At 46.3% G+C, this 14,471-nt stretch carries 8 protein-coding genes and 1 riboswitch; of the genes, 4 read left to right on the top strand and 4 right to left on the bottom strand.

Features of this window, described 5'->3' with window-relative positions; all coding sequences use genetic code 11:
- Positions 1-61: 61 nt before the first annotated feature.
- A riboswitch (cobalamin riboswitch) is annotated at positions 62-227 on the bottom strand.
- Positions 228-328: 101 nt separating this feature from the next.
- Positions 329-1,840 carry a threonine ammonia-lyase, biosynthetic gene (gene ilvA, locus Q1A41_RS15660; protein ID WP_299980889.1) on the bottom strand — a complete coding sequence of 504 codons (1,512 nt, stop codon included), beginning with the start codon at positions 1,838-1,840 and terminating at the stop codon, positions 329-331.
- Positions 1,841-1,995: 155 nt separating this feature from the next.
- On the opposite strand from ilvA, the gene Q1A41_RS15655 reads away from it, so the two are divergent.
- On the top strand, positions 1,996-4,059 hold the full coding sequence (locus Q1A41_RS15655) for a sensor domain-containing phosphodiesterase (protein WP_363322428.1): 2,064 nt from the start codon (positions 1,996-1,998) through the stop codon (positions 4,057-4,059).
- Between the two features lie 34 nt (positions 4,060-4,093).
- On the opposite strand, the gene Q1A41_RS15650 is transcribed toward Q1A41_RS15655, so the two are convergent.
- Complete coding sequence (locus Q1A41_RS15650) at positions 4,094-5,401, bottom strand: amidohydrolase (RefSeq protein ID WP_299980887.1); 1,308 nt, start codon at positions 5,399-5,401, stop codon at positions 4,094-4,096.
- Positions 5,402-5,556: 155 nt separating this feature from the next.
- Between Q1A41_RS15650 and rpiA the strand changes: the two genes are divergently transcribed.
- Positions 5,557-6,231: a ribose-5-phosphate isomerase RpiA gene (rpiA, locus tag Q1A41_RS15645; protein ID WP_299981030.1), complete on the top strand. Its 675-nt coding sequence runs from the start codon at positions 5,557-5,559 to the stop codon at positions 6,229-6,231.
- 60 nt (positions 6,232-6,291) lie between these two features.
- Here the strand turns inward: rpiA and Q1A41_RS15640 are convergent, their stop codons facing one another.
- Together Q1A41_RS15640 and Q1A41_RS15635 are read right to left on the bottom strand one after the other, a co-directional pair.
- Positions 6,292-9,696, bottom strand: coding sequence for a leucine-rich repeat domain-containing protein (locus Q1A41_RS15640; RefSeq protein WP_299981028.1), 3,405 nt, complete (start codon positions 9,694-9,696; stop codon positions 6,292-6,294).
- Positions 9,697-10,093: 397 nt separating this feature from the next.
- Entirely contained in the window at positions 10,094-11,758 is a 1,665-nt protein-coding gene (locus Q1A41_RS15635; RefSeq protein WP_299980885.1) for an AMP-binding protein, read from the bottom strand.
- Between the two features lie 237 nt (positions 11,759-11,995).
- On the opposite strand from Q1A41_RS15635, the gene Q1A41_RS15630 reads away from it, so the two are divergent.
- Positions 11,996-13,003, top strand: coding sequence for an AraC family transcriptional regulator (locus Q1A41_RS15630; RefSeq protein ID WP_299980882.1), 1,008 nt, complete (start codon positions 11,996-11,998; stop codon positions 13,001-13,003).
- 232 nt (positions 13,004-13,235) lie between these two features.
- A complete protein-coding gene (locus tag Q1A41_RS15625) occupies positions 13,236-14,444 on the top strand; it encodes an acetyl-CoA C-acetyltransferase (protein ID WP_299980880.1) in 1,209 nt (402 codons plus the stop codon).
- Positions 14,445-14,471: the final 27 nt, after the last annotated feature.

Genomic DNA, 14,471 nt, shown 5'->3' with positions numbered 1-14,471 from the left:
CAATGCCAAGCTACACGCCCGCATTCGTCTTTCACTGATAAAGCCCTCCGCTTCATCGTTAATATTAAGACTCTGCGAAGGCCGGTATCGGGCTTGACGGCTATTGCCGTTTCACCGTTGCGGGGGCAGCGCTGGATTTGCCAATAGTATTGACGCACCTAGCTTCCCGTTTAACCTACCCAAGCCTAAAGAAAGGGCTGGTAGGCACCAAAGCAGGGGGCGCACAGTACTCTCGCACCCCAGAAAGGTCAAGCAATAAACAGATCTATCCTTAGTACAAATACTTAGAGCCAAACGGAATGACTCGCCACAGCTTCCTAAAGCACTGCTAACTCAAAAAATAGCGATAGGCTTCGCTATCCGTCTCCTCGCTATAGCGATACTCCAAACTATCCAGTAAAGCTAATAACTCTTTATTGTCTTCTTTGGGCACCTGCAGACCGACCAACACCCGCCCATAAGCTGCACCATGATTACGATAATGAAACAAAGAGATATTCCAGCGACTGGCCGTTTTACTTAGGAAGTTATCCATAGCGCCAGGGCGCTCGGGAAACTCAAAGCTAAATAGACGCTCATTTTCTACTTGGGGGGCATGGCCACCCACCATGTGCCGAACGTGCAATTTGGCCATTTCATTGTCCGTCATATCACAGACCTCATAACCTTTTTCACGTAGTTCTGCGACCAATTCATGACGCCCATTATCATCAATTACCTGCACGCCCACTAAGACATGGGCCTGCTCATGGGAGCCGTAGCGGTAGTTAAACTCAGTAATGCCACGACGCCCAATAGCACGACTTAGCTTGCGAAATGCTCCAGCTTTTTCGGGCAGAGTCACGGTCAGCATCGCCTCGCGCTTTTCACCGATTTCCGTACGCTCCGAAATATAGCGCAGACGATCAAAGTTCGTGTTAGCGCCACTGGCTATAGCAATAACGGTTTTATCTTCCCAGCCTTGCTCAGCGACGTGTTTTTTCAAGCCGGCCAAAGATAGCGCGCCAGCTGGCTCAGCGATCGAACGCGTATCTTCAAAAATATCTTTGATTGCAGCACACATCTCATCAGCATTGGCGGTTATCACGCCATCAACGCTATCTTTCAGTACGCGGTAAGTCTCCTTGCCGATTTGGGCTACTGCCACACCATCTGCAAAAATGCCCACCTCAGGCAAAGTGGCTCGGCGACCTTTCTCCATTGCCAACTTTAAACAGGCAGCATCCTCTGGCTCTACTGCATAAACTTTAATATCGGGCCTTACATATTTGATATAGGCCGCCATTCCAGCACATAGGCCACCACCACCGACAGGGATGTAAATGGCATCGATTTTGGCCGGATGCTGACGTAGTATCTCCATCGCTACGGTGCCTTGCCCAGCGATCACATCTGGATCATCGAAAGGGTGGATATAGGTAAGCCCTTGCTCTTCCACTAGCTTGTTGGCGTGTGCAGCGGCACCATCATAAGCGTCACCATGCAGCACCACTTTTGCACCACGACGGCGCACGGCATCTACTTTAATGGCCGGAGTGGTCTTAGGCATGACGATAGTAGCCTTTACACCTAGAGCCTTTGCACTCAAAGCAAGCCCTTGAGCATGGTTACCCGCCGAAGCAGCAATCACCCCCCGGGCCTTTTCTTCATCACTTAACAATCTAAGCTTGTTAAAGGCGCCACGAATTTTAAAGGAAAAAACGGGTTGTAAGTCTTCCCTCTTAATCAGCACGTTATTGTTAATTCGAGCTGAAATCAGAGGCGCCTCATCCAATTGGGTTTCACGGGCCACATCGTAGATGCGGGCATCTAGTATTCTTTTTACGTAACTCTCTGGCATAAGGCTCGACAACTGATTAAAAATTAGCTAATAATGGTGACAAATTATAAGACAAGGGAGCCTTTGGCGTAAGATGCCAAAGCAGCATCTAGGTTAGGAATTAGGTTTTTTTGGCCTAGAGCGTAGTGCTTGAAGGATATCCACTCATATAAAGGGTGCAAGCATTGAACAGCTGGACGCTGACACTGCCTGTGAATGAGGAGTTCTTTGACTCAATATTCCCAGGCCTGTCACAGGGTGCATTCGATACAATCATTGACGGACCGGTTGGCATCTGGGTTTACCAGGCCAGCCCAGGCTGCCTATTTGTCAACGAAACTGCAAAGCAACTCCTAAAGCTTGAACAAAGCGCCTCGATATTTTCAGCTGACACCCCACCCTGCCTAAGACATCTACTCAAAAAGCCAAATCAAAGCGGGCTGCAAAAATGCCAGGGTAGTAATGTTTTCAGCTACTTAATTAGCGAAAGGTCTTCAATTACGGCAGGCATCTTTGTCCGCACAACGGAAGCTGAATTGCCCTCAACTAGAAGTGATGATCAAGAAACATTGAAGCTGCTCATGCAGCTGCCACATCTAGCAGTACAAGGTTATAACCAGCAGGGCCGAGTTATCTATTGGAACGAAGCATGTAACGATCTATACGGTTACAGCTTGGCTCAAGCCAGCGGCAAGACGATGGCGGAGCTGTTGATCCCCCAAAACCAGAGAGCAGGCTTTCCATCGGTCTTACAAAAGTGGCTATCAAAAGCCGGCGTCGCCCCCAATAGAAAGTGCATCCGAGTAAACCGTCAAGGCCAAAAACTTCAGATTCAAACTACACAAATTGTGCTTCGGTCGCCTCATAACGAAGTCGAATTATATTGCATAGATTATAGTATGGAGGGCGCCAAACAACAGCAACAGCAGCTGCACGAATTAGAATACTATGATCAGCTAACTAAACTGCCGAATCGGCAGCTTATGCATTCACTGCTTCAACAAAGTATGAAAATCAGCCAACAGTTAGATTTATCAACCGTGGTCATGTTCATTGGGGTTGATAAGTTCAAGCTCGTAAATAGCCAATACGGACACGAAATCGGCGATCAAATACTAAAACGTGTCGCCGATAGAATTCGCTCTTCAGTAAGCGTTCAAGACCTGAAAGCTCGTTTTGGCGGCGACGTTTATGTTCTTGCTTTCAATCTTCCCGAAGGTAGCCAGCAAACATCTACTATAGCTAACCGGTTATTAAGTACTCTTTCAGAAGAGCTACATTTAATTGAAGGGCCGGATAAAGTTACTGCAAGTATTGGTATAGCGATCTCACCTCATGACGGTGAAGATGCCGGAACACTTCTCAAACACGGGGATGCTGCATTAGCCCAAGCCAAAGCGAATGGTGGCAATGGGTTTTTCTACTTTGATCCAGAACTTAATCGAAACACTCATCGTGTTCACTATATTGCCCAGGACATAAAACGAGCACTGCAAGCCGGAGAGTTAAAACTGATGTTTCAACCGCAGTTTCACCTAAGCTCATCAGAGCTCTGCGGCAGTGAGTCTCTACTAAGATGGCAGCATGAGCTATTGGGTGAAATTTCCCCTGCGGAATTTATTCCAATATTGGAACAGCAAAAAAGTATGCTTATGCTAGATTTTTGGGTTACTAGTCAAATGTTTAAAAACATAAAAAGCTATATAATAAGCGGTATAAACCCCCCAAGAACATTTGCAAACCTGTCTGCCGAAACCATTAACCACAAAGATTTTCAACACTCTGTTCAGCGTATGCTAGATAAACATGGCATTCCCTGTTTTACCGTAGGCATCGAACTCACAGAACATGTACTCATCAATAATGAACCTCAAGCTGTTGCGAACCTTCAATGGTGCAGACAAAAAGGCATTAAGATTGCCCTAGATGATTTTGGCACCGGCTTTTCATCCTTAAGTTATTTAGCCCGACTGCCAATAGACATCATCAAAATCGACAAATCTTTTATCAGTGCAATAGAAAAAAAACACAATCGTGAGCTGGTTAAGACCATCATTGCCATTGCAAAAAGCCTATCTATGGAGGTCATCTGTGAGGGCGTTCAATCAGAAAAGCAGGAGCAATTTCTTCGCGAGCATGGCTGCGATATGGTTCAAGGCCATCATTACAGCTTTGCCCTCGACAGTCATGAGTGGTTTAATTTAATCACAAAGGAATTACCGCAGGGGAATACAGCATAGGGTTTTCTAAACCCCATGCTGGGCTTACAATATTTTATTTGCTATTCATATAATCTAGAGTTAAAGCGCTCAGAGCTTTAACTCCCGTTTTTAAAGCGGCTTCATCCAAATCAAATTTAGGAGAATGGTTATACGCCGCACCGGGTTTGCCAGCACCCAAGCCAATAAATAAACCTGGAATCTGTTGCTGAAAATATGAGAAATCTTCTGCAGCAGTAATTGGTTTAATTTCCATCACCTTGCCCGGAGATACCCTTTCTAAAGTTGGCAGCATCTGACGAGTCAATTCTGGATCATTAAAGGTCACTGGGTAACCAGGAACAATCTCTAAATCTGCTGTAGCTCCCGAGGCCGCCGAAATATTTTCCACCGTGCGATGCAAGTGTTTATGTAAGGTTTCACGCATTTTTACATCATAGGTACGAATAGTACCTTCCATATCTACTTTATCTGGAATGATATTATTACGCACACCGCCATGAATAGAACCCACTGAAACAACAGCTGGCGCCTCAGTAATTGGCAGCTGTCGAGCGGGTATTAACTGAATTGCAGTAACCACTTGACCTGCTGTGGTAATGGGGTCAACCCCCGACCAAGGAGCTGAACCATGGGTCTGCTTGCCCTGAATGGTAAGCTCAAAACGATCTTGCGCCGCCATAAAACCTTCGGCTCGATACGCCAAGCTACCGGCTGGGAATGGGAAGATATGTAAGCCAAAAATAACCTCTGGTGCATATTTTCCTTTGAGGACCCCCTCTTCCACCATTTGCTTGGCACCCCAGGTTTCAATGCCCTCCATGCCTTCTTCAGCGGGCTGGAAAATAAATTTCACGGTACCCGGCAGATCTTCACGGTGCTTAGCCAATAACTCGGCCACCCCCATCAAAATAGACATATGACCATCATGGCCACAAGCGTGCATCACACCCACTTCTTTGTCTTTAAACATACCCTTTGCTTTTGAAGCAAAGGGCAGGCCCGTTTCTTCGGTAACAGGCAAAGCATCCATATCCGAACGTAAGGCAACAACTGGGCCAGGCTTACCGCCCACTAACACCCCAACCACACCGGTTTTTGCCACACCCTCTTGAACCTCATCAAAGCCAAGCGCCTTAAGATGTTTAGCTATATAGGCGGCGGTTTTGTGCTCTTGATTGGATAATTCTGGATGTTCATGAAGGTGGCGACGCCACTTGATCACCTTGGTTTCCAAAGCTTTTGCTTCGGCATCAATAGTTGCCAAATCCAAGCCTGCATAGGCAGGCAGAACAGCCGTCAAAGCTACTGAGGACAACATAGCTGGCAATACCAGCCTCTTTATCCAATCGCTACGTCTCATCGCTAACTTCCTTAATTGTTATTCAAAAATCCAAGCTAGATTATCACAAATAAGGCTTGTCGAACGGCCAAGATGGCTTGTCAGAGCTGTTCACAGCAATTTGAGCTGGGAGTATAATGGCGAGCTTTCCAACCCCCGACCTTGATGAGACCTCCATGAACCAAGACCAGCTAAAGCAGGCGGTTGCCAAAGCTGCCGTAGACTATATACGGCCAAAACTTGATGCCCACTCGATTGTAGGTGTTGGCACAGGATCTACCGCTAACTTCTTTATTGACTATCTAGCTGAAATTAAAGGTGACTTCCAGGGTGCCGTAGCCAGCTCTGAAGCAACTGCTGAGCGTTTACAGGGCCACGGCATCACTGTGTTTGATCTGAATGAAGTCAGTGAAATGGCCGTCTATGTCGATGGTGCCGATGAAAGTAACCCGGAGCTTGCCCTTATTAAAGGCGGCGGTGCTGCACTGACTCGCGAAAAGATTGTCGCCGCTGTTGCCGATGAGTTTGTCTGTATTGCCGACAGCAGCAAATGGGTTGATTACTTGGGGCAATTCCCTCTACCAGTTGAAGTCATTCCCATGGCCCGCTCTCATGTTGCAAGAGAATTAGTGAAGCTTGGCGGCGACCCGGTTTACCGCCAAGGCGTGCTTACCGATAATGGCAATGTGATTCTTGATGTTCACAATATGCAGATTGAAAAACCTGCCGAGTTAGAGCGCGCAATTAATGGTATTGTTGGCGTAGTAACCAATGGTTTATTTGCTGAGCGCTCGGCGGATGTTTTGCTACTCGGTGGAGAAGATGGCGTGAAGGAAATTCGCAAACAATAATTCAGAGACACAAAAGACCGAGCTGCCAATCTCGGTCTTTTAACTTCTAATCACATACCATTAATGGCAAGTTCTACCAGATACTGAAGACAATCTACTCAAGCTTTCTTCAATATCCGCGTCGATGCCTTCAAAACGTAATTTGATCTTATTACAGTTAACACGCTCGACATGTAACTCACCCCAACTTTCTCGACGCACATCTGCCGAGCTAAACTCTTCTCCAAACTTGGCACCCGAAGTTTCATAAATAGGTATAGTCATTGAGCCGCCCGATTCAGGCGCTTCTCCAATAGAGCCCAAGAAGTACATTGGCTTTTGGTGTTTGAAACCATACCAGGCAAGGTTCACCCCCACCCTCCCCTCTGTCCGCTCAATCATTTCCAGATACAGACCCTGACCACTTTTTGAAGGGTTATACCAAGTACCGGTTAGCCCGGCTAAAGTATCACTCCTTGTACCACGAGCCTTCGAGGTTTGAGTAAGGCGAAGCATCGAGTATTTAGCTTCATTATTTGATCTTAGATATTTTAAAGTCACTTCGTCTTTAGATGTATCGTAACAAACACTGAGAGTTCCCCAGGGGCTAGTCTGGATCTCCGTCGAATCGTAACTATTCACGAATTCACCACCCTTGCGACTCAGAGTAGGAAAGGTAGCAAAATAGTTACCGGTGCCCCCATAGCAGCTGCCACTATTGTTTCGACTTGCCACTAGCTGCTGACTATCTCCATAAAACCACTGCTGGTTACCACTCTCATCAAAGGTAAACCAAGTCATTGTAACCCCAGCTGAGGAAGAGGCGCTATCAAATACCTGGAGCATAATCCCGTGACCAGCTTCACCAGGGTCATACCAAGTCCCAGACAACCTCCCAAGATCAACTTTTGGATTATCCGACTCGTCAATTTGATAATTTCCATCGGGTAAAACCTGAGGCAGATTAAATGCCTCTTCAGTTAGCAGCTTATTGATTTCTGTATCAACTGACTGCAGCTTCGCATTCGTATTTAATTTCCACTTTCCATTGATTTCAGCCTCTCGAGCAATATGTGCTCCTAGCTTTGTGCTCAAAGCCCAGTAGAAATAATCCAGTACCATACATCTATAATTACAATCGCTGTCCCTTGAGACAAACCAAGCGCCATCAGGGTAGCTTGCAGGCACTACCTCAAAATACCCCCCCCTAGCTGTATCCATGGCATTAGCAAGCCTGCTTCCCGGTGCCGCGCCAAATACATTAGGGTAAGTACTCGCATAAGCAGCTGCGACATGTTTAAGCACGAACTCTAAGGCACCATCGAACTTCCCCCCCAAACCTGGCTCCCATTCGCGATTGATTTTTCTAGCTTCCAAGCCACTTAACTGCATATTATCAGGAACCAAAGCTACCAGATGCTCCCAGTCTTGCTGATTATCCCAAATAACCAAAGTTGAGTTAGTTTGCTTCATAGATCTACGCACACTGGGCTCGTCAGCCTCACCGTCACCATCACTATCTAGGAGCTGCGCTAACACATGCGCCACATGTTGAATGTCAGCCCTTGCTACATTACCAGCAGCGTATATATTTACATCGTGAACCACGAGCTTCAATGGCATATTATCGAACATCGAGTCACTGTGAGTAGAGATCTTAAACTCTAACTTATCAGGAGCTGGGTCCGGAGCAGAAGGCGGCTTACTCCCACCCAGTGGCGTAGGCGTCACGCCAGAAATTTTTGCACCAGGCCAACCAGTTCGTCCAGGTTTGAACAGTACTTTTTGTAATGGAGAGTTTTCATTAAATGCAGTTACTTCAAGCTCGGGCCTGTCGCCCTCAAAAAGTATGCTTTCTATTTCATTAAACGAAAACGCCTGAGAATCCACTTCAGTCACTGAGGCAGGAACAACCAATGTCCGGATATGATTTTCAGAGAATGCCTGCCAACCAATAAAGTTAACCTTTGTTGGGATCATTAGCTCAGGCAACTTGTTATCTTTAAAAGAGAAAGCCGAAATATAACTAATATTTTCTGGCAATGTTAGCGAGGATATCGAATTCCCAAGGAATGCAGACGAGCCAATTGAGTCTACGGTATCAGGAATAACCACAGATGTTAGTTGATTCCCAGCAAACGCATACCTGTCAATACTCTTCAACCCTACATTCAGAGTCAATTCCTGCAACACATTAAAATGGAATGCCCTTGCTCCAATTCTTTCAATTGTTTTTGGAATCACTAGTGAAGCAAAGCTATTTTTAATAAACAGCTCATCAGGTATCAGATCCATATCCGCAGGAAACACAATGGATTCCAATTTATTTTTCCCGAAAGCAGCAACCCCCAATGATGACAGTCCTTCGGGAAGATCCAGCGTGGAAAGCAGGTTGTTATAGAAGGCAGAACGCCCTATCGCTTCAACTCCTTCAGGGATAGTAATTGCGCTTATCATATTATCCGAGAATGCATTATTCCCTATCGATCTAACCGTCGAAGGGATAACAAGCGATTCTATTTTATTCCCAACAAAGGCGTCACTCCCAATATCCTTCAGCCCATCAGTCAAACTAAGCGAAACCAGTTGGTTTTTCTCAAATGCGTAGTTTCCAATGTGTTCTATGTGACTTGGAATGGAAATTGCACCCAGAGAGTTATAGCTAAAAGCTGCAATCCCTATAGATTTCACCGCCCCTTGAAAATCAATGGCAGATATTTGATTATTGCTGAAAACACCTTGCGCAATATCAGTAAGCTTTTTAGGAATCCGGATTAAAGTAAGCTCGTTATTGGCAAAAGCATAACTTCCAATAGTGACAACACTGTCAGGAATATCAACAGATACCAAAGCATTATTCCTAAACGCCTCAACTCCTATTTCAGTAATACTATCCGGGAGATTTATCGATGATAGCTTATTAAAAGCAAAAACCGATGATTCAATTTTACTTATTCCCTCTGGAATATTGACCGACTCCAGACGATTACCCTCAAAGGCAGCATGGCCAATATTGATAGCTTTTGATGGAATTTGCAGAGAAGCGATCTGATTATATCTAAATGCCCAAGGCCCTATTTTTTCAAGGCTACTTGGCAGCAAAACCGACGTTAATTTATTGTAATAAAAAGATAGACCCTGAATTTCTACCACACCCGGCGGTATGCTCACTGCCTCTAGCTGATTATATTCATACACACGAGTATAAATAACTCGAGTTCCAGGTGGGACCACCACAGCTGTTAGTTTATTTCGAGAAAAAGCCTCGCTCTTTATTACAGTGGCGCTATTGGGGATATCGATGTCAGTTAGCCTATTACTGCTAAATGCCTGCTCACCGATTTCTGTAACACCTTGCCCTATTTGCAAGGTAGTTAAACCGCAATCTAGAAACGCGCGCGCCCCTATAAACTGAATACTATCTGGGATAACAACAGAATCTAGCTCATAAGCCTCGAATGCCGAATCGGCAATAGCATTGACCACCACCCCGTTGTTTTCACTGGGAAGGGTAATTTCCCTCCCCCCAGGACATCCACCGTCGCAGCCCGTTACAACGTTCGCGGGGCCAAACACAAAGCTCTGAGCTTGGAGAGTTATAGGAAGAGAAAGCAATAGCAGCAGATTTGAGAGTGCAAAAAAACGACAATTCACCGAGAAACATCCCTATCACAATTGGCCAAAGAGCCCTAGACTGGGCGCTTCTTTTACAATAACCGCAAGAATAAGTGATAAGACTTAAAAATGCACTGTCAATATACTGCTGGCTAGGGGCGCATTAGATATAGTAATGATAAACAGGCAGGACTGTGAAACAGTTCAACACTAAAGGGGTTTATCGAGCCAGCCAGCACAAACCGACTCGTTAAACCCGGCAATGAAGTTAGCCCTCTTGCCAGCTAACCTGTTTAGTATCAGTCGCCGCCAACGTCGCTTCAACCCACTTACGATACTCCGCGTCAATATCATTGCGCTTCATCTTCATGGTTGGTGTTAACAGCTCGTTTTCGATAGTCCACTCTTCGGCTACGATAAATACATTATTAATGCATTCATGTGGCGGAAGCTCAGCATTAATTGCTGCAAGCTCTTCGGCAATTGTTGCTTCCAGTGCAGTCCTATCAGAACCATCGACACCTTCTGCCAAGCCAGCCAACAAAATCGGCTGATCCATACCGTGACCGATGATGCACATTTGACCAAAAACTTTGGTATTGCCAAAACGGGTTTCTAAGGTAGTTGGTTTAACAAACTTACCCTTCGAGGTTTTGAACACTTCGCTTAAGCGGCCAGTTACATAAAGATTACCATTGTCATCAAGATAGCCGGTATCACCTGTGTGGTAATAACCATCGCGCAATACTTCAGCTGTTTTTTCTGGCTCTAAATAGTAGCCAGCCATTAGCGCGCCGCTCTTAAACAGGATCTCGTTGCCTTCCCCTATTTTCACTTCATTATCAGAGTAAGGTTTACCCACCGAGCCTGGAATTGGCTTATCACGGCAAATACAACCGTAAATAAAGTTCTCCGTCATTCCGTAGCCATCCATCAATGGCAAACCAAGATTTACGTACCACTCTTGCAAATCAACCGGTGTTGGCGCAGAACCGGTGATGCACTTACGCGCTTGATCAAGACCTAAACCTGCGATCACTTTACGCTTAAGGATGCCACCCAAAATTGGAATATTGAACAGAATTTTTTGCTTAGCCGGTGACATTTTGCTATCGACACCTTCTTTAAACTTCTTCCATAAACGAGGGACAGAAAAGAAGATGGTTGGCTTAACGCGATTTAAATCACGCACAAAGGTTTCCAAGCCCTCACCAAAATGAACTACAGCACCACTGTAGATACTCACCATGCTAACAATAATACGCTCAGCCGCATGGGAAAGCGGCAAATAAGAGAAGAAGCGATCTTCCGTGCCGTATTTTTCTTCTGCCATCATACGGGGCACGGTAAAGGCTACCGAAGCATAAGCGTGCATCACGCCTTTTGGATTACCCGTGGTACCTGAGGTATACATAATGGTGAATAATTTATCTAACCCGAACTCTGGGTTTTCAGCTAAGGGCTCACAATCTTCAAAAATTTTCGCGGTAGTATCATCGGCGGCTAGGCCATTACCCCAAATACCGATACGGCGAACGCCCTCTGGGATTGAGCCATCTAACGCTTCTGGATTGTCTGTAGCCCCCATAAAAATAGCTTTGGTTTCACTATGCTCCATGCAATAGCGCATTGAGCTTTCTGGTTGGCCGGGATACAGCGGAACGCTAACCAAACCCGCCAACATTATCCCCATATCCACCATTAACCATTCCGCGCAGTTTTTAGCGTGGATAGCGACACGATCGCCATCTTTATAGTCCTGCTGTTTTAAGTAGCTGGCGATTTTACGGGCCTGCTGGCCAAACTCTTTCCAGCTATAGTCCACCCATTCGCCATTTACCGACTGTCGCAAATACAGTTGATCCGGGGAGTTGCTTTCCCGCTTATAGAGTTGTTGCAGGGGTGTGGTCTCTTCAAACATCGCGCTGGTCATGTGTCTGCCTTTTTATGTGAGCTTGATCTTATGTGCTATTAGATTATATTTTTAATGTTTATCTGTTATACAGCCAACGAGAAAGCAAAGCTGGCCTATTTTATTGCATTGAGCTTATGCAATTTTGCATGACGGCCCAATGACGATTACTGACAATAAAATTGATACCCTTAAGACTTTTGTACATCGGCATTGATCTGCCGTCAAATTCATCTGCGCCTGTGCTAATATACCCCCATGAAAACAAAACCCGGCATTCCACTAGATTTATTGCAGTCAATGCTCAACGGCCCGCGCCAACAGGGTATCGATATCGACCAAATCATGAAGGATTTGGATATCGACCTTAGCGCCCTGCCTGATAATAGCACCCAACTACCAAATGATGAGTTTGGCAAATTAATCAAAGCGACCTGGGCAGCAATGGACGACGAATCGGCCGGTTTTCTGTCTACCCCCTTACGCCAGGGTTACTTCTCGCTACAGTGCCATTCAACCATCACATGTCCAAATCTACGTCGGGTACTGTTACGAAGCATTCGCCATGCTCGAGTGTGTCATGATGAAATGGGCTTTTCCTTAGGGGAACAAGGCGAAGAAGCCACCCTGAGCTTTATGTACGACAACCCACATAAGCTCGACCCAGTATGGTTTATTGTCTCCATGATGATTATCTGGATTCGCTGGACCAGCTGGATGATTGACCGCCCAATCCTCCTTGAGCGCATAAACTTTACCTTCCCCGCACCCAGTTATGCTGACGAGTTTCAGGATCTATTTGCCTGTCGCAGCTACTTTAATCAATCCGAGAATAGCGTAGTGTTCAGTCGACGCTTTTTAGAGCGTCCAGTAGCCCAAGACCCGCAAACTCTCAGTGAATTCTTGGCTAATGCACCAGAGTGCCTACTCACGCGTTATAAGAGCGACAATAGCTTAACCGCTCGCATCCGCGGCATGCTGCAGTCCAGCGATTGCGTCGAGAATTTACCCTTTGAGGTAGTTGCCGACCGACTGCATATGACCACTCAAACCTTGCGCAGGCGCCTAAAGGAAGAAGGCAATGCCTACCAAGAAATCAAAGATGCCGTACGCCGCGATACCGCCACCTATCACTTGGCACGATTAAACACACCTATTAATGATATTGCTGCCATTATGGGCTTTTCTGAGCCTAGCGCTTTTAACCGCGCCTTTAAAAAATGGACCGGCATGACCCCCGGCGCTTATCGCGAGACTTGCCGCTAACATCAGCGGCAGCGCATATTCAAAGCCGAGCAAGCGCTCACCTATAGTTTGGCCTTTTAGCCCTATGCCAATCACTGCCCGCTGACATTTTCTCCCACTCGCTTGAAAACTTTGGTCATTGTTCTGCGCCGTGTATGACCTAAGCTGTATAGCACACCGATGTTAATAGCTTCTGCTCTCCAGCAGAGCTTCGCATCTCAATCTATTTAGAACAGCAAAAAGAGATAAGCTCATGAGCAATGAAGCCTTTATTTTTGATGCCATTCGCACCCCGCGTGGACGCGGCAAGGCGAGCGGCAGCCTACATGAAGTAAAACCTGTATCCCTATTGGTGCAACTGTTAAACGCTTTACAAGAGCGCAATGGCTTTGACAGCAAAGATGTGGACGACATTGTAATGGGCTGTGTTTCTGCTGTCGGCGATCAAGGCTCTGATATCGCTAAAACCTCTGCTCTGGCTGCTGGCTGGGATGACGATGTTGCTGGCGTTACCTTAAACCGTTTCTGCGCCTCTGGCCTTGAAGCTGTCAATATGGCCGCCCAAAAAGTGCGCTCTGGTTTTGAACAGCTAGTCGTTGCCGGTGGTGTTGAATCCATGTCTCGCGTACCTATGGGTAGCGATGGCGGAGCCTGGGCCTGCGATCCAGAAACCAATATGTTCACAGGCTTTATGCCACAAGGTATTGGCGCCGATCTAATCGCCACTATCGATGGTTACAGCCGCACCGATGTAGATGCGTTTGCCGCTGAATCTCACAAAAAAGCGGCCGCCGCATGGGAGCGTGGTGCTTTTGATAAATCCATCATTCCAGTAAAAGATCAAAACGGCTTAACCATTTTAGATCGTGATGAATTTATTCGCCCTGAAACTACCGTAGAAACACTGGCTGGCTTGAATCCATCTTTCGCCGGTATCGGTGAAATGGGCTTCGATGGCGTGGCACGTGAGAAGTACCACGACATCGAGCAGATCAACCACGTACATGGCCCTGGTAACTCCTCGGGTATCGTAGATGGCGCTGCTGCCATGCTAATCGGTAGCCAAGAAATGGCTGATAAGTACAACTTAAAGCCGCGCGCAAAGATTACTGCTACTGCGGTTGTAGGTACCGATCCAACCATCATGCTAACAGGCCCTGGCCCAGCGGCTAAGAAAGCACTGAAGATTGCCGGCCTAGAAGCAAAAGACTTAGACCTAGTAGAAATTAATGAAGCCTTTGCATCAGTAGCACTGCGCCTGATAAAAGATTTAGATCTAGATGAAAGCATCGTCAACGTAAACGGCGGCTCTATTGCAATGGGTCACCCACTGGGTGCCACTGGCGCCATGATTTTGGGCACCTTGCTGGATGAGCTTGAAGCTCGTGATTTGAAACGCGGCCTAGCCTGTCTATGTGTAGGCGGCGGCATGGGTATCGCCACCATCATCGAGCGTGTGTAAACACGACTGTGTAAACACTCATCCAGA

It is taken from the genome of uncultured Pseudoteredinibacter sp., from assembly GCF_947502065.1.
GTDB lineage: Bacteria > Pseudomonadota > Gammaproteobacteria > Pseudomonadales > Cellvibrionaceae > Pseudoteredinibacter.
This window is presented reverse-complemented; position numbering and strand designations above follow the sequence as displayed.

What these genes read in the sequence shown, in the direction of transcription:
- ilvA (WP_299980889.1), bottom strand. Translation starts at nt 1,840, where the DNA reads ATGCCAGAGAGTTACGTAAAAAGAATACTAGATGCCCGCATCTACGAT.
- Q1A41_RS15650 (WP_299980887.1), bottom strand. Translation starts at nt 5,401, where the DNA reads ATGAGACGTAGCGATTGGATAAAGAGGCTGGTATTGCCAGCTATGTTG.
- rpiA (WP_299981030.1), top strand. Translation starts at nt 5,557, where the DNA reads ATGAACCAAGACCAGCTAAAGCAGGCGGTTGCCAAAGCTGCCGTAGAC.
- Q1A41_RS15635 (WP_299980885.1), bottom strand. Translation starts at nt 11,758, where the DNA reads ATGACCAGCGCGATGTTTGAAGAGACCACACCCCTGCAACAACTCTAT.
- Q1A41_RS15630 (WP_299980882.1), top strand. Translation starts at nt 11,996, where the DNA reads ATGAAAACAAAACCCGGCATTCCACTAGATTTATTGCAGTCAATGCTC.
- Q1A41_RS15625 (WP_299980880.1), top strand. Translation starts at nt 13,236, where the DNA reads ATGAGCAATGAAGCCTTTATTTTTGATGCCATTCGCACCCCGCGTGGA.